The organism is Streptomyces sp. TBY4 (genome assembly GCF_024213195.1).
Classification (GTDB): domain Bacteria; phylum Actinomycetota; class Actinomycetes; order Streptomycetales; family Streptomycetaceae; genus Streptomyces.
The window spans coordinates 256,022-275,484 of the sequence record NZ_JANAVF010000002.1 but is presented as its reverse complement, the minus strand read 5'-3'; the positions used below and the strand labels follow the sequence as shown (position 1 = coordinate 275,484).

Sequence of the window (19,463 nt, the reverse complement as noted above, 5' to 3'; positions counted from 1 at the left end):
GGGCATCCACTGCGCCACCCGCGCCCCCTGCGTCCGCCTACACGTCCGCCTGTCTGCCGCCGCTACTTCGCGGCGTACGCGCGGGCGTACGAGTCGCCCGCGATCAGGGCGTCGGCGACCATCTTCGGGGTCACCGGGAACGGCATGTTGTGCGTGGTCTCCCCCTCCGCGGTGGCCGCGCGCCCGATGGCGAGGAGCTCCTCGCGGTCCGGGTCGCCGAGGCCGATCTCGGCGAGGGTGGTGGGCAGGCCCACGGCGCGGCTGAAGCGCAGGTAGGTGTCCAGCTCGTCGGTCGGGGCGCCCTCCAGGACCAGCTGGGCGAGGGTGCCGATGTTGACCTTCTCGCCGTGCATCATTCCGTGCACCTTGTGCGAGACGGTGAGCCCGTTGTGGATGCCGTGCGCGGCGGCGAGGCCGCAGGACTCGAAACCGAGGCCGGACAGCAGCGTGTTGGCCTCCGTGACCTTCTCCAGCGCCGGGGTCACCACGTGCGCCTCGGCGGCCAGCCGGGCCTGGGGGCCGTACTCCATCAGGGTCTCCCAGCACAGCCGGGCGAGCGCGAGGGAGGCCTCGGTGGCGAGACCGCCGGCCATGGCGACCCGGTTGGCGGCCACGCAGACCCGGGCCTCGTACCAAGTGGCGAGCGCGTCGCCCATGCCGGAGACGATGAAGCGGCTCGGCGCCCCCGCGACGAGCGCGGTGTCGACGAGGACCAGGTTGGGGTTGCGCTGGAAGAAGGAGTAGCGCTCGAAGGCGCCCGACTCGGTGTAGATGACGGCGAGGGCGCTGGTCGGCGCGTCGGTGGAGGCCACCGTGGGCGCGGACACGACGGCGATGTCGTCGAGCGCGTGGCCCACCGCCTTCGCCGTGTCGATGGCGGTGCCGCCGCCGATGCCGATGATCACGTCCGCGCCGGCGGCCTTGGCCGCCGCGGCGACCCGGTCGATCTCCTTCTGGGTGCAGAGACCGCCGAAGACCTCCTTGGTCAGCTTGACCCCGGCCGCGGAGAGGGAAGCGGTGACGGCCGCGTCCACGAAGCCCCAGACGCCCTTGTCCGCGAGGACCACGGCGTTCGTCCCGAGGCGAGCGGTGTGCTCGCCCAGGTCGTTCATCGCTCCGGCGCCCTGGACGTACTTCGGCGGGCTGATCATCATGCGCGTACCGACGGTCTTCACGAGTGAATCCTCCTCATTGCGAATTCATTTGCGCTTGCTTATTCATCCCTATCACGGTTTCCGGTGGCACCGCAGATATGCACGGTCCCTTTGCCGACGGGCCTTTCCGCGCTCCGATCCGGGACCAAGGACCCGGCCTGTTCCGCCGCCCCCTGGAGGTAATGTTCCAGTCAAGTGCCCCGGTGGGCGGCACCGGATCGGCGACGGTGCCGACTTAATACCGTGCCGTCATTCCTATTATCCGCCCCGGACCGGCGTTCCGAGTTCCCCGTTCAACAGCCCGCGCCTGATGAAAAGAGGCCCCCGTGAAGAAGCTCATCAATTCCCCCGAAAGTGTCGTCGCCGACGCACTGCGCGGAATGGCGGCGGCCCACCCGGAGCTCTCCGTGGACGCGGACAAGGGGATCGTCACGCGAGCCGGTTCCCCGGTGGCCGGGAAGGTCGCGCTGCTGTCGGGCGGCGGCAGCGGACACGAGCCGCTGCACGCCGGGTTCGTCGGGCGCGGCATGCTGGCGGCGGCCGTGGCCGGCCCGGTCTTCACCTCGCCGGTGCCGGACAACATCGCGGCCGCCACCTGCGCGGTCGACGCGGGAGCGGGCGTCCTGCACATCGTGAAGAACTACACGGGCGACATCCTCAACTTCACGATGGCCGCGGAGGACTGCGAGGACGAGGGCGTCAAGGTCGAGCAGGTCGTCGTGGACGACGACGTGGCCGTCGCCCGGACCGCGAACGGGCCGGGCCGGCGCGGCACCGGAGCCACCCTGTTCGTGGAGAAGATCGCGGGCGCCCTCGCCGAGGAGGGCGCCCCGCTCGCCGAGGTGGCCGCGGTGGCCCGCAAGGTCAACTCGAACGCGCGCAGCTACGGCGTCGCCCTGACCTCCTGCACCACCCCCGCCAAGGGCAGTCCCAACTTCACCCTCGGCGAGGACGAGATCGAGCTGGGCATCGGCATCCACGGCGAGCCCGGCCGCGAACGCCGTGCGCTCATGACGGCCGCCGAAACCGCCGAGGCGATGCTCGACGCCATCCTCGACGACCTCCCCGAAGCGGCCGGCGCCCCCGTCATCCTCCTCGTCAACGGCCTGGGCGCGACCCCGCCCGTGGAGCTGTACATCATGCGCGCGGAGGTCGAGCGGGTCCTCGGGGAGCGCGGGATCACCGTCGCCCGGTCCCTGGTCGGCAACTACGTCACCAGCCTGGACATGGCCGGCTGCACCCTCACCCTGTGCCGCGCCGACGAGGAACTGCTGCGCCTGTGGGACGCGCCGGTGGACGCCCCGTCCCTGCGCTGGGGCTGCTGACCCCCGCACCCTTCCCCTACCGACACTCTCCAGGAGCCCCCTCCATGACCGCCACGCCCGCCACCCCGACGACCTCCACCACCCCCGCGGCCCCGCCCGCCGGTGCCCCGGCCCAGGCCCCCGCGCTGGACACCGCCTACTTCCGCCGCTGGATCGCCGAGACCGACCGGCTCGTACGCCGGGACAGCGCGCGCCTCACCGAGCTGGACGCGGTCATCGGCGACGGGGACCACGGGGCCAATCTCGTACGGGGCTTCGGCGCCGTCGGCGCGGCCGTGGCCGAGCAGCGGCCCACCACTCCGGGGGCGCTGCTGACGCTGGCCGGCACCACGCTGACGAACACCGTGGGCGGCGCCTCCGGCCCGCTGTTCGGCACCGCGCTGCGCCGCACCGGCAAGGTGCTGGGCGACACCGGGGCGCCGACGGTGGCGGAGCTGGGGGCAGCGCTCGGCGCCGGGCTGAAGTCGGTGCAGAAGCTGGGCGGCGCGGAGCCCGGCGACGCCACCCTGGTGGACGCCCTGGCTCCCGCGGTGGCGGCGCTGGCCGAGGCCGCCGAGGCGGACCTGCCGCTGCGCGAGGCCCTGGACGAGGCCGTACGGGCGGCCCGGGCGGGCGCGGACGCCACCGAATCCCTCGAAGCCCGCAAGGGCCGTGCCAGTTACCTCGGCGAGCGCAGCGTCGGCCACCAGGACGCGGGGGCCAACTCCGTGGCCCTGCTCATGGAGGCGCTGCGCACCGCGGTGGACGCACCCGAGGCGGAACTCGTCGCCGGGGAGCCGGCCGCCGCCGAGACTCCTGCTCCGGAGCAGGCGCCGGCTCCGGAGCAGGAGCAGGCCCCGAAGACCCGTACCGGCCGTGTCGGCGTCGTGCTGGTCTCGCACAGCAGGGCGGTCGCGCAGTCCGTGGCCGAGCTGGCGGGCGCGCTGCTCGGATCGGTCGAGCCCGCTCCGCTGGCGGTGGCGGGCGGCACCCCGGACGGCGGGATCGGCACCAGCGCGGAGCTGATCACGGCCGCCGCCCGGTCGGTGGACGAGGGCGTGGGCGTGGCCGTGCTGTGCGACATGGGCAGCGCGGTGCTGACGGTGAAGTCCCTGCTCGGCGAGGAGCCCTCGCAACTGCCCGAAGGGGCACGGATCGTGGACGCGCCCTTCCTGGAGGGCGCCGTGGCCATCACCCTGACCTCGGCGATCGGCGGCGACATCGAAACCGTCCTGGCCGCCGCCGAGGACGCGCGCAGCTACCGCAAGCGCTGACCCGGAGCCGGGGTTCCGGGGAGGGTGCCCTCCGGCAGAGGCCGCCCTCCCCCTTCCCGGTCCCGCTGCCCGTGCCAGCATCAGGGGCATGACCCCTCGGAAGATCCGCACCCCGGCGGAGCGGATGCTCGGCTACGCGCGGGTCAAGGCGGAGGCCGCGGGCCCGCGGGGCGGGTCCACGTATTTCCTGGGCGGTTCCTCCGTGCGCGGTTACGCCGTCCACCACCCCGGCGCCTCGGGGGCGTTGCGCGCCGAGCTCTTCGCCGAGGGCGCCTGCGGCTGCCCCGGGGAGTGCGACAAGTGGCAGATGTGGCAGAGCCGGACGGCCCAGGTGGCCCGGGTGCGGACGGCCGGGTGGTACTGAGCCGGCAGGTGCTGTCGGTGGGGCTTGGTAGAACTGTTGTCGGACGACATGCTCGGCCCGGCCACCGCCCACCACACCGTCAGGAGCAGCGCACATGACCATCGGGGATCACCTGAGCGAGTGGGGCGGACTGCCGGCCTTCGACTTCCCGGGACCGCAGGACGCCCGCGAGCTGCCGGACGCCGGAGCCGTGGCCTGGCGGATCTCGGTGGCCACGTACGACGCCGAGGAGGAATGGCCCGAGGCCTTCGCCCGGTTCGCCGAATCCGTGGACACCCGGCGGGTGCGGTCCCTGATCGTCGGCAGCTGGTCCGAGGCGTACGACACCTCCAACGCCGGGATCGTCGAGGCGCTCGCCGGGGCCGCCCCGGAGTTTCCCGCGCTGCGGGCGCTGTTCGTCGGCGACATCACCTTCGAGGAGTGCGAGGTCTCCTGGATCCAGCAGTCGGACATGGGCCCGCTGCTGCGGGCGTACCCCGAGCTGGAGGAGTTCGGGGTGCGCGGCGGCGAGGGCCTGGCCTTCCCGCCCGTCCGGCACGCGACGCTGCGCGTGCTCCGCGTCGAAACCGGCGGACTGCCCCGGGAGGTGGTGCGCGGGGTCGGCGCGAGCGAACTGCCCGCGCTCGCCGAGCTCGACCTGTGGCTGGGCACCCCCGAGTACGGCGGGGACGCGGAGGCCGGCGATCTGGAGCCGTTCCTGACCGGCGAGCGGCTGCCGTCCCTGCGCCGGCTCGCGCTGCGCAACAGCGAGATCCAGAACGAGGTCGCCGCCGCGCTCGCCAACGCTCCGGTCGTGGAGCGGCTGGAGGTGCTGGACCTCTCCCTGGGGATCCTGGACGACACGGGCGTCGAAGCCCTGCTGGCGGGCCGCCCGCTCACCCATCTCACCAAGCTCGACCTGCACCACCACTACGTCAGCGAGCCGCTCCGGGAGCGGCTGTGCGCGGCGCTCGCCCCGCACGGCGTGGAGATCGACCTCGGCGACGAGCAGAAGCCGGACGTGGACGACGAGGCCGTGTACCGCTACATCGCGGTGGCGGAGTGAGCCGTACGGCTCCCGCCGTCCCCGCACCCTTCGCCGCGGCCCTCGCCGTCGTCGGCAATCCGGGCAACCGCCGGGTCGCCCTCTTCCAGGACGCCGTGCGCGCCGCCGGTCTGCCCGCGGCGCGGGTGGTCCCGTGGCGGGACGTGCTCGCCGGCCGGGCCGTCTTCCGGGCGGGCGAGCACGTACGGATCGACTCCCCCGGCGAGGACCCCGAGGTGGAGCGGCTGCTGCGGGGGACCGCCGACACCACCCGGGTCGAGGGCACGGGACGCTGGTACCGCCGGTTCACCGGAGCGGTGCACGCGGTGGCGGAGGAAGTGCGGTCGGCCGGCGGCACGCTGCTGAGCGACCCCGACGACCTCGGGGTGCTGTTCGACAAGCGGCTCTGCCACGGGGTGCTGGCGGCCGCCGGGACGCCCGTACCGGCCTCCCCGACCTCGGGCCCGGCGGCGGTCCGCACCCCGGTGCGCGGCTGGGAGGAGGTCCGGACCGTGCTCGCCCTCCCCGGCTACCGCCGGGCGTTCGTCAAGCTCGCGCACGGCTCCTCGGCCTCCGGGGTGCTCGCGGTGGAGACGGGAGCGGGCGGCAGGATCCGCGCCACGACCTCCGTGGAGCGGGCCCCCTCGGGGGCCCTGCACAACTCGCTGCGCCTGCGGCGGTACGAGGACGAGCGGGTGATCGGCGCCATCGTCGACGCCCTGGCCCCCGACGGCCTGCACGTCGAGCGGTGGCTGCCGAAGGCCTCCCAGCAGGGACGCTCCGCCGATCTGCGGGTGGTCGTCATCGGCGGCCGGGCCACGCACGCCGTGGTCCGCACGGCGGCCGGTCCGCTCACCAACCTGCACCTGGGCGGCGCCCGCGGCGATCTCGGCGCGGCCGTGGCCGCCGTGACGGCGGCGGGCGGCCGCTGGGAGGCGGACGTGCTCGCCGTCTGTGAGCGGGCGGCGGCCGCCTTCCCGCGCACGCTGTGCGTCGGGGTCGATCTGCTGCCCGCGCTCGGCTGGCGGAGTTTCGCCGTGGGCGAGGTCAACGCCTTCGGCGACCTCCTGCCCGGCCTGACGGGACTGCCCGGCTCGCCCGCCGTGGGCCAGGACACCTATGCGGCCCAAGTGGCCGCCGTACGACAGGAACAGCATGCACGCGCCCCCGTCCGCCCCTGACAGGCCCACCAGCAACAGGCCCTCGCCCGACATGAACGAGGTCGTCGGCCGCGACGACCTGCTGCTCGTCACCCTCGACACCCTGCGCTACGACGTGGCCGCGCGGCTGGCCGCCGAGGGGCGGATCCCGAACCTGGCGGCGCGGCTGCCCGGCGGGGTGTGGGAGCGGCGGCACGCGCCGGGGAGCTTCACCTACGCCTCCCACCAGGCCATGTTCGCCGGCTTCCTGCCCACCCCCGACGGGCCGGGCCCGCATCCGCGGCTGTTCGCCGCCCGGTTCCCGGGCAGTGAGACCACCGCCGGGCGCACCTGGGTGTTCGACACCCCGGACCTGGTGTCGGGGCTGGCCGGGGCCGGCTACCGGACCGTCTGCGTGGGGGGCGTCGGCTTCTTCAACAAGGCGGCCGCGCTGGGCTCCGTACTGCCCGGGATGTTCCAGGAGTCGCACTGGGAACCGGAGTTCGGGGTGGCATCGCCGATCTCCTTCGAAGCGCAGGTGGCCCGCGCCGAGCGGATCGTGGCCGGACTGCCGCACGAGCGGCGGCTGTTCCTCTTCCTGAACGTGTCGGCGATGCACCAGCCCAACTGGTTCCACTCCCCCGGGGCGACCGCGGCGGACGGGGACTCGTGGGAGACGCACGCGGCCGCCCTGGAGTACGTCGACCGGCACATCGGGCGGCTCTTCGACGCGATGCGGTCGCGGCGCCGCTGCTTCGCGATCGTCTGCTCCGACCACGGGACCGCGTACGGGGACGACGGGTACACGGGGCACCGGCTCGCCCACGAGTCGGTCTGGACGGTCCCGTACGCACAGTTCCACCTGAACCACGAGGAGTCCGGCCCCCGATGAACCTTTCCACTCCGTACGAGAGTTACGTGTACGCCTACCCGCACAAGACGGCGTACCGGCCGCTGCCCGAGCGGCCGGAGCTGCGCGGACTGTGGGCGGAGCAGCCCAAGGACGCCCTCTCCCTCTACCTCCACATCCCCTTCTGCGAGGTGCGCTGCGGATTCTGCAACCTCTTCACCCGCATCGGCGCACCGGAGGGGCTGACCACGGCCTATCTCGACGCGCTGGAGCGGCAGGCCGGGGCGGTCCGGGGCGCGCTGGGCGACGAGGAGCCCGTGCGGTTCACGGCGGCGGCCTTCGGCGGCGGGACCCCGACCTTCCTGACGGCGTCCGAGCTGGAGCGGCTCTGCGACATCGCGGAGAAGGCCGCGGGCGCCGATCTGCGGGCGGTGCCGCTGTCGGTGGAGGCCTCGCCGGCCACGGCGACGGCGGACCGGCTCGCCGTCCTGGCCGACCGGGGGACGACCCGGCTCAGCCTGGGCGTGCAGAGCTTCATGCCCGCCGAGGCGCGGTCCGCCGTGCGCCCGCAGAAGCGGGCGGAGGTGGAGGCGGCCCTCTCCGGGATCCGGGAGGCGGCGATCCCGGTGCTGAACATCGACCTGATCTACGGCATAGACGGGCAGACGGAGGAGAGCTGGCGGTACTCCCTGGACGCGGCCCTCGCCTGGCGGCCGGAGGAGCTGTACCTGTACCCGCTGTACGTGCGCCCCCTGACGGGTCTGGGGCGCCGGCCCGCCGATGCTTCGTCCGCCGGGTGGGACGAGCAGCGGCTGCGGCTGTACCGGGCCGGGCGGGACCACCTGCTGGCCGCCGGGTACGAGCAGGTGTCGATGCGGATGTTCCGCCGGGCCGACGCGCCCGCGGAGGGCGCCGAGGACGGTGCCTGCCAGACCGACGGCATGATCGGCCTCGGCTGCGGGGCCCGCTCCTACACGGCCGGGCTGCACTACTCCTTCGACTACGCGGTCGGCATGAGCGAGATCCGCGGCATCATCGACGACTACGTGCGGCGCCCTGAGGAGGACTTCGCGCGGGCCGAGCGCGGCCGCTGGATCGACGCGGAGGAGGCCCGGCGCCGGCACTTGCTGCAGTCCCTGCTCCAGGCGCGCGGGATGCCGGTCGCCGAGTACCGGGAGCGGTTCGGGAGCGGTCCGTGGGAGGACTTCCCGGTGGAGCTGGCGGCCTTCGCGGAGCGCGGCTGGCTCGTGGACGACGCGGAGCTGCTGCGGCTGACCCCGGAGGGACTGGCGCATTCGGACGCGGCGGGCCCGGCGCTGTTCTCGGCGGACGTGCGGGCCACCATGGCCGCGTACGAGCGCAAGTGACGGGGGCGCGGGAGCAGGCCCCGGGGCCCGCGATGGACCTGACCGTGCTCTACCGGGGGCCGTTGTCCTCCTGCGACTACGACTGCCCCTACTGCCCGTTCGCCAAGCGGCGGGACAGCCGGGAGCTGCTGAGGGCCGACCGGGCCGCCCTGGAGCGGTTCGCCGGCTGGGCGGCCGGGAACACCGGTGACCGGCTGTCCGTCCTGTTCACCCCGTGGGGCGAGGGCCTGGTCCGCTCCTGGTACCGGCGCGCCCTGGCCGAGCTGTCGCACCTGCCGCACGTGCGCCGCGTCGCGATCCAGACCAACCTGAGCGGTCGCACCGACTGGACCGCCGGGGCAGACCGGGACACGCTCGCACTGTGGTGCACGTACCACCCGGGGCAGACCCCGTACGACCGGTTCCTGGGAAAGTGCCATGAACTGGCCGACGCCGGGGTGCGGTTCAGCGTGGGCGTGGTGGGCCTGCCCGAGCACCTCGCGGTGGCCCGCCGGCTGCGCGCCGCGCTGCCGCCCGAGGTGTACCTGTGGGTCAACGCGGCGGAGGGGCACGCCTACACCGATCCGGAGGCGGCCGACTGGACCGGCCTGGACCCGCTCTTCCCGTTCAGCCGCCACCCGCACCGCTCGGCGGGCCTGCCCTGCCGCACGGGAGCCTCGGTGATCTCGGTGGACGGCGCCGGCACGGTCCGGCGCTGCCACTTCGTCAAGGCGGAGCTGGGCAATCTCTACGACGGCTCCTACCGGGCCGCCCTGCGCCCGCGCGCCTGCCCCCTGGCGGTCTGCGACTGCCACATCGGCTACGTCCACCTGGAGACGCTCCCGCTGTACGACGTCTTCGCGGGCGGCGTCCTGGAGCGGATCCCGGCGGCCGCGCCGGGCCCGGCCCGAGGAGGCCTCCCGCTCGTCCCGTGAGACCCCGTCCCGCATGGTGGGACGGGTGTCTCGCCCGTCCCGCCTCTTCGTCTATGCTCCGCGCCATGGCCGTCACCCAGCGCCTCCTGTCGCGCTCCTGTTGTCCCCGCTGACGTCAGCCTGCTCCGGCCCGCCGCGCCGGCCCTCCCGCGCCGCACCCGACGCTCCTGCCGCCCCGGCGCACCCCCGGCCTCACCCCTGGTGTCCCGCGGCGCCGCCGCATCTCCGTACCGTCGTACACCCGCCTCCCCTTTCGGTTCCGCTTCCGCGGCCGCCCCCGCGGTACCCTCCCCTCGAAGGAGCCCGTTCGCCATGAGCAGCAGCCTCACCCTCCTCGACGTCAGCCAGGCCCACACCCGTCACGGCGAGTTCCGGATCGTCGATGTCCGCTCCCCCGGCGAGTACGCCTCCGGGCACCTCCCGGGCGCGCTGAACATCCCCCTCGACCGGATCGGCCGCTCCCTGCCCGAGCTGCGCGAGGCCGCGCAGGAGCGGGAACTGCTGCTGGTGTGCGCCTCGGGGGCCCGGTCGCAGCACGCGGCCCGGACCCTGGCCGGGCACGGCATCGCGGCGGCGAGCCTCACGGGCGGCACCACCGCCTGGTCGGCGCACGGGCACCCGCTCGACTACCCCGCCGAGGGGGCCCGCCGGGTCTGGGCCATGGAGCGCCAGGTCCGGCTGACCACGGGCGGGCTCGTCCTCCTCGGCCTGCTCCTCGGCCTGCTGGTGCACCCGGCGTTCGAGCTGCTCAGCGCCGGGATCGCGGCCGGGCTCGTCTTCTCCGCCCTCACCGACACGTGCGGCATGGCCGTGGTGCTCGGCCGGCTGCCCTTCAACCGCCGCCGACGCTAGCCCCACGGCCGCCTCCCGGCCGGCCGCACCGCCGGCCTCACACCTGGCGCGCCGCCAGGCTGCCGCCGCCCAGGGTGAGCGCGGTGTTCACCAGGCCGACGTGGCTGAACGCCTGGGGGAAGTTGCCGAGTTGGCGCCCGGAGACGGGGTCGTACTCCTCGGCGAGCAGTCCCACGTCGTTGCGTACGGACAGCAGCCGGTCGAAGAGCTCCCGCGCCTCCTTCTCCCGCCCGGTCAGGTACAGGGCGTCGGTCAGCCAGAACGAGCAGGCGAGGAAGGCCCCTTCGTCGCCGGGCAGGCCGTCCACCGAGAGCCCCTCGGTGCTGTAGCGGCGGACCAGGCCGCTGCGGCCCAGCTCCTCGCGCACCGCGTCGACCGTGCCGGTGACGCGGGGGTCGTCGGGCGGGAGGAAACCCACACGGGGGATGAGGAGGGTGGCCGCGTCCAGCTCGCGGGATCCGTAGTACTGGGTGAAGGTGCGGCGCTCCGGGTCGTAGGCGTTCTCGCACACGTCCTGGTGCACCGCCTCCCTCATGGCCCGCCAGCGCTCCACGTCACCGGGGAGTCTGGGGTTGAGTTCCAGGGTGCGCACGGCCCGGTCGGCGGCGACCCACGCCATCACCTTGGAGTGCGTGAAGTGGCGGCGCGGGCCGCGCACTTCCCAGAGCCCCTCGTCGGGGCGGCGCCAGTTCTGCTCCAGGAAGTCGAGGAGCGAGAGCTGGATCCGCCAGGAGTGCCATTCGGCGGGGAGTCCCGCGGAGCGGGCCACGTACAGGGAGTCGAGGACCTCGCCGTACACGTCGAGCTGGAGCTGGTCGACGGCCGCGTTGCCGACCCGGACGGGCGCGGAGCCCGCGTACCCCTTCAGCCAGGGCAGCTCGCTCTCCGGGATGCGCCGCTCGCCGCCGATCCCGTACATGATCTGCAGGTCGGCGGGGTCGCCCGCGACGGCCCGCAGCAGCCAGGCCCGCCAGGCGCGGGCCTCCTCCAGGTAGCCGGTGGCCAGCAGCGAGCCGAGGGTGAGGGTGGAGTCCCGGAGCCAGCAGTAGCGGTAGTCCCAGTTGCGGATGCCGCCGAGCTCCTCCGGGAGGGAGGTCGTCGCGGCGGCGGCGATGCCGCCGGTGGGGGCGTAGGTGAGGGCCTTGAGGGTGATCAGGGAGCGGATCACCGCCTCCCGGTAGGGGCCCTCGTAGGTGCACTGGCCGGTCCATTCCCGCCAGTCGGCGAGGCTCTGTTCCAGGGCGGCGTACGGGTCCACGGGCTCGGGGCGCGGCTCGTGCGAGGGGTGCCAGCTGAGCACGAAGGCGACGCGCTCGCCCGCGGCGACGGTGAACTCGGAGCGGGTGCTCATGTCCTCGCCCCACGTGTGCACGGGAGGTTCGCTGCGCAGCCAGGCGGCGTCGGGCCCGGCGACGGCGACCCGGTCGCCCTCGCGGTTGCCTCCGCGCCGGACCCAGGGCACGACGTGGCCGTAGTCGAAGCGCAGGCGCAGGGTGCTGCTCACGGTCGATTCGCCGGCGAGTCCTTCGACGATCCGCATCAGGTCGGGCGAGGTGTCGCGCTGCGGCATGAAGTCGATGACCTTGAAGGAGGCGCCGTCCCCGGTCTCCCAGAAGGATTCGAGGACGAGCGTGCCGTCGACGTAGGCGCGGCGGGCGCAGCGCGCGGAATCGGGGGCGGCGGACGGGGCGATGCGCCAGTGCCCGTTCTCCTCGTCGCCGAGGAGGGAGGCGAAACAGGCGGCCGAGTCGAAGCGCGGCAGGCACAGCCAGTCGATGGACCCGTCGCGGCCGACCAGTCCACTGGTCATGAGGTCGCCGATGAGTGCGTAGTCTTCGATGGGTTGTGTCATTTAGGGCACTTTCCCCCGAATGCCCGCACTCAATCAGCCCGTACGGGTCCCCACCATACGCATCCCCGCGCCGCACCGCCCCCGGGACGACTCAGTTCCGTACGAGGAGCAGCACGCCGGCGGTCACGATGCCGAGGCCGACCGCGAGGGCGCCGTGGGCGAGCCGGTGACCGCGCAGGACGGGCAGGAAGCGGTCCACGGCGTACCGGCCGGGGCCGGTGAGCGCGAGGGCGGCGGCGCCGGCGGTGAGCAGGAGTTCGTACTCGATGCCCGTCGGGGCGAAGAAGGATCCGGCGCCGTGCACGGCGATCGCGTTGATCATGGTGCCGACCACGGCGGCGCCGGCCAGCGGCGTGAGCAGCCCGAGGACGAGGCCCAGTCCGCCGAGGGTCTCGGTGAGGCCGGCGAGGACGGCCATGGCGTCGCCCGCCGGGTATCCGCTGGCGGCGAAGAACTGGCCCGTGCCGCTGATGCCGCCGCCGCCGAACCAGCCGAAGAGCTTCTGGACGCCGTGGCCGGCCATGGTCAGGCCCAGGACCACGCGCAGGAGGAGCAGGCCGACGTCGTGGGCGGGGGTGGACAGCGCCGGGGCCGAGGCCCGCGCGGGGGAAGCGGCGGGTTCGCCGGAGCGCGGCTTCGGTGTGGTGACGGAGGGGCTGGTCATGGGGGGTCCTTCCGGTCGGGCGGCCCGAGGGGCAGGGCTCTTCCAATTCATTGTTCAAATTCGAACGACTCCTGCGAGCCTAGCCCCGCATCCGCCGCTGATTCAAATTGGAACGTCCCGTGTAGCCTGGATCCATGGCTGAGACGAAATGGCTGGACGACCGCGAAATGCGTGCCTGGCAGGGGTTCCTGGCCGCCTCCGCCCTGGTCAACCGCCGCCTCGATCAGCAGCTCAAGGACGATTCCGGGCTCTCCCACCCGCAGTACGAGATCCTGGTGCGGCTCGCCAGGGCGCCCGAGGGCGAACTGCGCATGACGGAGCTCGCCAACGGGCTGGTCAACTCCAAGAGCGGGCTGACCTACCAGGTCACGCAGATGGAGAAGGCGGGCCTGGTCCGCCGCCGCACCTGCCCCTCCGACGTCCGGGGGATATACGCCGTCCTCACCGAGGCGGGCCGCGCCCGGCTGACGGAGGCCGCTCCGGGGCACGTGAGCACGGTGCGGGAGGTCCTGGTGGACGTGCTCACCCCCGGCCAGCTCGACGCGCTCGCGGACGGGCTCGGCGAGGTCAGCCGCCGGCTCCGGGCCCAGGGCGCCTGATGGACGCGACCACCGTCTGGCTCGTCGTGGCCGCGGTGGTGGCCGCCGGTCTGGCGGTCACCGCGGCCGTGCTCCTCGTACGGGTCTTCGCGGCCCGGCGGCTCCTGCGCGACGCGGGCATCCCCCTGCGCGACAAGGCCCTGTTCTGGGCCGCCGTGGCCTACACGGTCTCCCCGGTGGACCTGATCCCGGACCCGGTCTACCTGGACGACATCGGGATCCTGCTGCTGGCCCTGCGCTCCCTCCACGCGGCCGCCTCGGGGGCCCGCCCGCCGAAGGAACTCGACGCGGCAGGATGACCGTCCGCCGGCGCAGGCTCAGCTGACCCCGCGCGGGCGGAACTGGACGCTGATGCGGGGGCCGACCGGACGGGCCGTCTTGGGGACGGCGTGCTCCATCGCGCGCTGGCAGGATCCGCCCATCACCACCAGGTCGCCGTGGCCCAGGGGGAGGCGGAGCAGGGTGGGGCCGCCGTCCCGGGGGCGCAGGACCAGGTCGCGGGGGTCCCCCACCGAGAGGATGGCGACCATCGTGTCCTCGGTGGCGGAGCGGCCGTTGCGGTCGCCGTGCCAGGCGACGCTGTCGCGGCCGTCACGGTAGAGGCAGAGGCCCGCCGTGACGAAGGGTTCGCCCAGCTCGGGGGCGTAGTGGCGGCTCAGCACGGCCCGGGCCTCGGTGAGGACGGGGTGCGGCAGCGGGTCCGAGGCGCCGTAGTGGGCCAGCAGGCGCGGGACGGCCACCTCCCGGTCGTACATCGTCCGCCGCTCGGCGTGCCACGGGACGTCCGCCGCGAGCCGCTCGAACAGCGCGTCGGCGCCCGTCAGCCAGCCCGGCAGGTGGTCCACCCAGGCGCCGGCGCCCAGCTCCGTGCGCCGGGCGCCCGTCGGCGGGCCGAGCCGGATCTCGTCGCCCTGGTCGAAGAGCGAGCCCTGGAGTGCGTGCATGGCTCCAGAATACCGCCGCATTCGAACATCTGCGCGAATGAAGTGCGAGCAGAACGGGCTCACTCACTTCCGCTTACGAAATGTCCCGGGAGCGTGGGGCGCAGGCCATAAAACAAGGGTCGTTCACTGCCCCCACAAGGCATTCGATGGTCGTTTCATGGAAGAGGTCGGAGCGGGAGACCGGGCACCGACCCCCTGGCACCGCAGCACCTGCGGACGAGAAGTCCACCACCGGTCCCGAGGAACACGCGATGAGCGCAATCGACGAATTCACCTCCCACACCGTCCCGGAGGTCCTCCACGAGTCCTACGCCTTCACCTGTCTCGACTGCGGCCTCGGCTGGGAGAAGCAGTACGACGTCCAGCACTACATCGACGGCACCGGCGTCCAGCGCACGCTCTGCACGGTGGACGGCGACCGGGTCCCCTCCCCGCTGACCCGCTCCGAGTGCGCCGGCTGCGGCAGTCACGTCATCCGCATCCTGCGGGCCGGCACCGTCGAGCACGCGCACCGGGCCATGACCAGCGGCGCCCGCCCGATGGAGCTCCCCTCCTTCCTCTCCCTCCTGCACGGAAGCAAGTGACCGCCATGAGCACCGACATCGTCCCCACCGTCCCCGCCACACCGGCGGCCCTCGCCCCGGACCTCGCCCCGGCCGGCGGACCGGCCGATCCCTCCGCGCCCGAGGAACCCGAGGATTTCGAGTCCCCGGCCTCGTGGCCGGACGGGCTCACCACCGCCGAGGCACACCGTCTCCTGAAGGAGCACGGTCCGAACGAGATCGCCGAGGAGCACAAGAACCCCCTGCGGGAGTTCCTCGGCTACTTCTGGGCCCCCATCCCCTGGATGATCGAGACCGCCCTGATCCTCTCGATCGTCGTCCAGCACTGGGTCGACGTGGCCATCATCGGCGTCCTGCTCGTCGTCAACGGCGTGGTCGCCTTCCTCGAGGAGCACGAGGCCGCCAACGCCATCGCCGCCCTCAAGCAGCGCCTCGCGACCAAGGCCCGCGTCCTGCGCGACGGGGTCTGGCGCACGGAGGCCGTCCGCGAACTGGTTCCGGGTGACATCGTCCGGGTCCGGCTCGGGGACGTCGTTCCCGCCGACGTACGGGCCCTCGGGGCCGGCACCCTCGAAGTCGACCAGGCCGCCCTGACCGGCGAGTCCCTGCCCGTCGAGCGCGGCCGCGGCGAGACCCTGTACTCCGGATCGGTCATCGTCCGCGGCGAGACCGACGCCGTGGTCGAGGGCACCGGCGCGAACAGCTTCTTCGGGAAGACCACCGCCCTCGTCGGCGAGGCCGGCACGGTCAGCCACCTCCAGCAGGCCGTCCTGAAGATCGGCAACTACCTGATCCTGCTGGCCGTCGCCCTGGTGACCCTCACCATCGCCGTCTCGGTGGCCCGCGGCAACCCGGTGCTGTCCGTCCTGGAGTTCGCGCTCGTCGTCGTCATCGCCTCCGTACCCGTAGCCCTGCCCGCCGTCATGTCCGTGACGCTCGCCGTCGGCGCCCGCAACCTCGCCAAGCGCGGAGCGGTCGTCTCCAACCTGCCCGCCGTCGAGGAACTGGGCAGCATCGACATCCTGTGCTCCGACAAGACCGGCACCCTCACCGAGAACCGCCTCGCGATCCTGGACCCCTGGGTCCCCGACGGCGTCGACCAGGACGACCTGCTCGGCTCCGCCGCGCTGGCCTCCCGCGCCGAGAACGGCGACCCCATCGACCGGATCGTCATCTCCACCGCCACCGACCGGCTGTCCGACTCCGACACCGGCTGGGCCCACGGCCTGCCGGTCACCGACTTCGTCCCCTTCGACCCGGTCAGCAAGCGCACCGAGGCCACCGTCGGCTTCGGCCCCGGCCCCGGCCCGGCGCCGGACTCGTACCACGTCAGCAAGGGCGCCCCCCAGGTCATCGCCCGGCTCTGCGACGGGGACCCGGCCGCCGCACAGGTCGCCGGGATCGCCGACTCCTTCGCCGCCCGCGGCTTCCGCTCCCTGGGCGTGGCCCGTACCGACGAGTCGGGCGCCTGGCGCCTGCTCGGCATCCTGCCGCTCGCCGATCCGCCGCGCGAGGACACCGCGGACACCGTGGCCGCCGCGAACGAGCTGGGCGTCTCGGTCAAGATGGTCACCGGCGACCAGGTCGCCATCAGCCGGGAGCTGGCCCGTCAGATCGGGATGGGCGACAACATCCTGAACACCCACGCGCTGGACGACAGCCGGCCGGAGGCGGAGCTCGCCGAACTCGTCGAGATATCGGACGGATTCGCGCAGGTCTTCCCGGAGCACAAGTACCGCATCGTCAAGATGCTCCAGGAGCGCGGCCACATCGTCGGCATGACGGGCGACGGGGTCAACGACGCCCCGGCGCTCAAGCAGGCCGATGCCGGCATCGCCGTGGCCGATGCCACGGACGCCGCGCGGGCCGCCGCCGACGTGGTGCTGCTGACCCCCGGCCTCTCGGTCATCTCCCACGCGATCAGCCAGGCTCGGGAGATCATCCAGCGGATGGTCAACTACGCCACCTACCGCATCACGGAGACCATCCGGGTCCTCGGCCTGATCACCCTGACGATCGTCGCGTACAACTTCTTCCCGGTCACCGCAATGATGATCGTCCTGCTCGCCCTGCTGAACGACGGCGCCATCCTGACGATCGCCTACGACAAGGTCCGCGGCTCCCACAAGCCCGTGACCTGGGACATGCGCAGCGTCCTGACCGTGGCCACCGTGCTGGGCGTGGTCGGCGTCGCCGAGACCTTCCTGCTCTTCGTCCTCGGCCGTGACGTCTTCCACCTGAGCGACGGCCTGATCCACTCCCTCGTCTACCTGAGCCTGTCGGTCTCCGGGCAGCTGACCATCTTCGTGACCCGCACCCGGGGCCGGTTCTGGACCTCCCCGGCCCCGGCCAAGCCCCTGGTCATCGCGGTCACCGTCGCCCAGACCATCGCCACCCTCGTCACCGTGTTCGGCGTCGGGATGACCCCGCTCGGCTGGGGCTGGGCCGCCGCCGTCTGGGGCTACGCGATCTGCTGCTTCCTCCTGGAGGACCAGCTCAAGCTCGCCGCCCACTGGTTCCTGGACCGCCGACCGGGCGTCCGGGCCGCCGCCCACTGACGCTTCCGCCGCCCCCGTACGCGTCCCGCCCGGACCGGATCAGCCGGTTCCGGGCGGGACGCGCACCGTGTCGCGCGCCGGGCCGGGCTCCGTCCCGATGGCAGGGTGCTCGTACACGACGCAACCGCGTATCAGCAGGTGAGGAGGGAGAGGACCATGAGGTGGAACTCCTGGGGTCCCGTCGCCTGGGACCGGGCCGCCGCGGTGACATGCCTCCTGATCACCGTCCCCTTCGAGGTCTACGCCGAGATCGCGCACCAGTCCTGGGCCAGCCACCCCGTGCTGCGCTGGCTGGGGATCCTCGCCTCCTGCGCCGCGCTGCTGTGGCGCCGGACCCGGTTCCCGCTCGCCGCCGTCGTGGTGCTGGCCGCGACCGCGCTCAGCGCGAAGTTCATCGCCCTCTTCTTCCTCGCCTACGCCGTCGGCCGCCACCAGCGGACCGCCTGGGCCTACGGGTTCGGGGTGGCCGCCACCGCCGAGCTCATCACGCTCAGCGCACTGGGCTCCGGCCCTCCGCTGGTCCAGGACCGCTCCCCCTCCAGCCTGGCCCTGCTGGCGTCCACCGTGGCCCTGACCAGCGTGGTGGGCGCGACCCGCAGCCGGCACCTCGCGGAGCGGAACCGCCTCGAGGAGGCGGCCCGGGAACGGGCGGCCGAGGCGGTCAACGCCGAACGGCGCAGGCTCGTACGGGAGTTCCACGATCTGCTCGGCCATGACGTGGCGCTGCTGAACATCCTGGTCGAATCGCTCCGGAGCTCCCTGGGGGGCCGGGACCCGGCCGCCGACGGGCTGCTGGACGCGGCGCAGCGGCAGTGCGGGGCCGCCTCGGACCATCTGCGGGGAATGACCGCCGTGCTCCGGCTGCGCGAGCTGGACGCGAAGGTGCCGGACGGCGCCGGCGGACTCGACGCCCTGAGCCGCTCGCTCGACAGCGTCAGGGCGGCGGGGGTCGACGTACGGCTCGAGGAGGGGTTCGCCGAGGACTTCGGGCGGCTGCCCGCGGCCCACCGGGAGGCCGCCCGCCGGGTGGTCACCGAGGGGCTGACCAACATCCTGCGGTACGCCCCCGGTTCGTCCGTGCGGCTGTCGCTGCGGACGGACCCCGCCGGCTGGACGCTCGACGTCCGCAACGGCCCGCCGGGAGCGCCCGTACGGTCGCTCGCGCCGGGCACCGGCCTCGGACAGGCCGGGCTCCGCGGCCGGCTGGAGTCGCTGGGCGGCGGCCTCGAAGCCGGGCCGGTCACCGGCCCCGCCGAGGCGGATCCCGGCGCCGATGCCGACGAGGCCTTCCGGGGCGGCGGCTACCTGCTGCGCGCCCACGCCCCCCACCCCTACGAAGGAGCAGAGCAGTGATCCGTATCGTGATCACCGATGACGAGGACGTCATCCGCGCGGGACTGAAGACCATCCTCGCCGTCCAGGACGAGATCGAGGTCGTGGGCGAGGCGAGCACCGGCTCCGAGGCCCTGGAGGCCGTCGCCGCGCACTCCCCCGACGTCGTCCTCCTCGACCTGGCCATGCCGGACGGCCTGGACGGCGCCGAGACCGCCCGGCTGCTGCGCGAGAGCCACCCGGGCCTCGGCATCCTCATCCTGACGACGATCGCGGACGAGGAACAGGTGGCCCGGGTCTGGCGGGCGGGCGCAGACGGCTACCTGCTGAAGACCGCCTCGGGCGCGGAGATGCGGGAGGCGGTGCACAGCGCGGCCGGACACCGCGCCGTGCTCAGCCCCGACGTGATCTCCACCGTCATGAGCCGGTTCGCCACCCACCACCATCCGGCGCCGACGCCCGAGGTGATGGCGCGCCTGCGCGCCCTCTCCCAGGGCGAGCTGCGCTGCGTGATCGCGCTCGCCGACGGTCTCGGCAACCGCGAGATCGCCGATCGGCTCGGCCTCGCGGAGGGCACGGTCAAGACCCATCTCTCCCGCGCCCTCCACAAGTGCGGCCTCGACAACCGCACCCAGCTCGCCCTGCTCGCCAACGACCAGCGCGAGCTGCTGGCCGGCCTGCTGCGCTGACGGGCAGCCTGCGCCGCCCG

Annotated in this window: 19 protein-coding genes and 1 pseudogene; 16 read left to right on the top strand and 4 right to left on the bottom strand. The window is 73.5% G+C overall.

The window, feature by feature from the left end:
- Positions 1-62 precede the first annotated feature (62 nt).
- Positions 63-1,175 (bottom strand): glycerol dehydrogenase, encoded by a 1,113-nt coding sequence (locus NLX94_RS05550; protein WP_254381452.1) that lies wholly within the window; start codon positions 1,173-1,175, stop codon positions 63-65.
- A gap of 305 nt (positions 1,176-1,480) precedes the next feature.
- Here NLX94_RS05550 and dhaK point away from each other — a divergent pair, with 305 nt between their 5' ends.
- The 10 genes and pseudogenes from dhaK (at position 1,481) to NLX94_RS05500 (ending at position 10,242) form a co-directional block, all read left to right on the top strand.
- Positions 1,481-2,479, top strand: coding sequence for a dihydroxyacetone kinase subunit DhaK (gene dhaK / locus NLX94_RS05545; protein WP_254381451.1), 999 nt, complete (start codon positions 1,481-1,483; stop codon positions 2,477-2,479).
- 44 nt (positions 2,480-2,523) lie between these two features.
- Positions 2,524-3,228, top strand: a pseudogene (gene dhaL / locus NLX94_RS05540) (dihydroxyacetone kinase subunit DhaL); the annotation flags it as partial.
- The gene (locus tag NLX94_RS05535) at positions 3,220-3,732 is read left to right on the top strand and encodes a PTS-dependent dihydroxyacetone kinase phosphotransferase subunit DhaM (protein ID WP_374683918.1); all 513 of its coding nucleotides are present in this window, start codon (positions 3,220-3,222) and stop codon (positions 3,730-3,732) included. The pseudogene dhaL and the gene NLX94_RS05535, both read left to right, overlap by 9 nt.
- An 88-nt stretch (positions 3,733-3,820) precedes the next feature.
- Complete coding sequence (locus tag NLX94_RS05530) at positions 3,821-4,096, top strand: hypothetical protein (protein WP_254381450.1); 276 nt, start codon at positions 3,821-3,823, stop codon at positions 4,094-4,096.
- 94 nt (positions 4,097-4,190) lie between these two features.
- Positions 4,191-5,141, top strand: coding sequence for an STM4015 family protein (locus NLX94_RS05525; RefSeq protein WP_254381449.1), 951 nt, complete (start codon positions 4,191-4,193; stop codon positions 5,139-5,141).
- Positions 5,138-6,301, top strand: a complete 1,164-nt coding sequence (locus NLX94_RS05520; protein ID WP_254381448.1) for an STM4014 family protein — start codon at positions 5,138-5,140, stop codon at positions 6,299-6,301. Before NLX94_RS05525 ends, NLX94_RS05520 begins: the two co-directional genes overlap by 4 nt.
- Before the next feature lie 31 nt (positions 6,302-6,332).
- The gene (locus NLX94_RS05515; protein WP_254381447.1) at positions 6,333-7,151 is read left to right on the top strand and encodes an STM4013/SEN3800 family hydrolase; all 819 of its coding nucleotides are present in this window, start codon (positions 6,333-6,335) and stop codon (positions 7,149-7,151) included.
- A complete protein-coding gene (locus NLX94_RS05510) occupies positions 7,148-8,476 on the top strand; it encodes an STM4012 family radical SAM protein (RefSeq protein WP_254381446.1) in 1,329 nt (442 codons plus the stop codon). The genes NLX94_RS05515 and NLX94_RS05510 overlap by 4 nt, the downstream gene beginning before the upstream one ends.
- Positions 8,477-8,508: 32 nt before the next feature.
- Complete coding sequence (locus NLX94_RS05505) at positions 8,509-9,390, top strand: STM4011 family radical SAM protein (protein WP_254381445.1); 882 nt, start codon at positions 8,509-8,511, stop codon at positions 9,388-9,390.
- 312 nt (positions 9,391-9,702) lie between these two features.
- Positions 9,703-10,242, top strand: coding sequence for a rhodanese-like domain-containing protein (locus tag NLX94_RS05500; RefSeq protein WP_254381444.1), 540 nt, complete (start codon positions 9,703-9,705; stop codon positions 10,240-10,242).
- 37 nt (positions 10,243-10,279) lie between these two features.
- Here NLX94_RS05500 and NLX94_RS05495 read toward each other — a convergent pair whose 3' ends face one another.
- Entirely contained in the window at positions 10,280-12,094 is a 1,815-nt protein-coding gene (locus NLX94_RS05495; protein ID WP_254381443.1) for a glycoside hydrolase family 15 protein, read from the bottom strand.
- A gap of 91 nt (positions 12,095-12,185) precedes the next feature.
- Complete coding sequence (locus NLX94_RS05490) at positions 12,186-12,758, bottom strand: DoxX family protein (RefSeq protein ID WP_254381442.1); 573 nt, start codon at positions 12,756-12,758, stop codon at positions 12,186-12,188.
- Positions 12,759-12,892: 134 nt separating this feature from the next.
- On the opposite strand from NLX94_RS05490, the gene NLX94_RS05485 reads away from it, so the two are divergent.
- Positions 12,893-13,357, top strand: a complete 465-nt coding sequence (locus NLX94_RS05485; RefSeq protein WP_254381441.1) for a MarR family winged helix-turn-helix transcriptional regulator — start codon at positions 12,893-12,895, stop codon at positions 13,355-13,357.
- Positions 13,357-13,656 (top strand): YkvA family protein, encoded by a 300-nt coding sequence (locus NLX94_RS05480; RefSeq protein WP_254381440.1) that lies wholly within the window; start codon positions 13,357-13,359, stop codon positions 13,654-13,656. The genes NLX94_RS05485 and NLX94_RS05480 overlap by 1 nt, the downstream gene beginning before the upstream one ends.
- Before the next feature lie 18 nt (positions 13,657-13,674).
- On the opposite strand, the gene NLX94_RS05475 is transcribed toward NLX94_RS05480, so the two are convergent.
- Entirely contained in the window at positions 13,675-14,301 is a 627-nt protein-coding gene (locus tag NLX94_RS05475) for an alpha-ketoglutarate-dependent dioxygenase AlkB (RefSeq protein WP_254381439.1), read from the bottom strand.
- Between the two features lie 251 nt (positions 14,302-14,552).
- Here NLX94_RS05475 and NLX94_RS05470 point away from each other — a divergent pair, with 251 nt between their 5' ends.
- The 4 genes from NLX94_RS05470 (at position 14,553) to NLX94_RS39285 (ending at position 19,443) form a co-directional block, all read left to right on the top strand.
- The gene (locus tag NLX94_RS05470) at positions 14,553-14,885 is read left to right on the top strand and encodes a hypothetical protein (protein ID WP_254381438.1); all 333 of its coding nucleotides are present in this window, start codon (positions 14,553-14,555) and stop codon (positions 14,883-14,885) included.
- 5 nt (positions 14,886-14,890) lie between these two features.
- Entirely contained in the window at positions 14,891-17,422 is a 2,532-nt protein-coding gene (locus NLX94_RS05465; protein ID WP_254381437.1) for a plasma-membrane proton-efflux P-type ATPase, read from the top strand.
- Positions 17,423-17,578: 156 nt separating this feature from the next.
- Positions 17,579-18,775, top strand: a complete 1,197-nt coding sequence (locus NLX94_RS05460; RefSeq protein ID WP_254381436.1) for a sensor histidine kinase — start codon at positions 17,579-17,581, stop codon at positions 18,773-18,775.
- Positions 18,772-19,443, top strand: a complete 672-nt coding sequence (locus tag NLX94_RS39285) for a response regulator transcription factor (protein ID WP_254381435.1) — start codon at positions 18,772-18,774, stop codon at positions 19,441-19,443. Before NLX94_RS05460 ends, NLX94_RS39285 begins: the two co-directional genes overlap by 4 nt.
- Positions 19,444-19,463: the final 20 nt, after the last annotated feature.

What these genes read in the sequence shown, in the direction of transcription:
- NLX94_RS05530 (WP_254381450.1), top strand. Translation starts at nt 3,821, where the DNA reads ATGACCCCTCGGAAGATCCGCACCCCGGCGGAGCGGATGCTCGGCTAC.
- NLX94_RS05525 (WP_254381449.1), top strand. Translation starts at nt 4,191, where the DNA reads ATGACCATCGGGGATCACCTGAGCGAGTGGGGCGGACTGCCGGCCTTC.
- NLX94_RS05515 (WP_254381447.1), top strand. Translation starts at nt 6,333, where the DNA reads ATGAACGAGGTCGTCGGCCGCGACGACCTGCTGCTCGTCACCCTCGAC.
- NLX94_RS05510 (WP_254381446.1), top strand. Translation starts at nt 7,148, where the DNA reads ATGAACCTTTCCACTCCGTACGAGAGTTACGTGTACGCCTACCCGCAC.
- NLX94_RS05505 (WP_254381445.1), top strand. Translation starts at nt 8,509, where the DNA reads ATGGACCTGACCGTGCTCTACCGGGGGCCGTTGTCCTCCTGCGACTAC.
- NLX94_RS05500 (WP_254381444.1), top strand. Translation starts at nt 9,703, where the DNA reads ATGAGCAGCAGCCTCACCCTCCTCGACGTCAGCCAGGCCCACACCCGT.
- NLX94_RS05495 (WP_254381443.1), bottom strand. Translation starts at nt 12,094, where the DNA reads ATGACACAACCCATCGAAGACTACGCACTCATCGGCGACCTCATGACC.
- NLX94_RS05490 (WP_254381442.1), bottom strand. Translation starts at nt 12,758, where the DNA reads ATGACCAGCCCCTCCGTCACCACACCGAAGCCGCGCTCCGGCGAACCC.
- NLX94_RS05485 (WP_254381441.1), top strand. Translation starts at nt 12,893, where the DNA reads ATGGCTGAGACGAAATGGCTGGACGACCGCGAAATGCGTGCCTGGCAG.
- NLX94_RS05480 (WP_254381440.1), top strand. Translation starts at nt 13,357, where the DNA reads ATGGACGCGACCACCGTCTGGCTCGTCGTGGCCGCGGTGGTGGCCGCC.
- NLX94_RS05475 (WP_254381439.1), bottom strand. Translation starts at nt 14,301, where the DNA reads ATGCACGCACTCCAGGGCTCGCTCTTCGACCAGGGCGACGAGATCCGG.
- NLX94_RS05470 (WP_254381438.1), top strand. Translation starts at nt 14,553, where the DNA reads ATGAGCGCAATCGACGAATTCACCTCCCACACCGTCCCGGAGGTCCTC.
- NLX94_RS05465 (WP_254381437.1), top strand. Translation starts at nt 14,891, where the DNA reads ATGAGCACCGACATCGTCCCCACCGTCCCCGCCACACCGGCGGCCCTC.
- NLX94_RS05460 (WP_254381436.1), top strand. Translation starts at nt 17,579, where the DNA reads ATGAGGTGGAACTCCTGGGGTCCCGTCGCCTGGGACCGGGCCGCCGCG.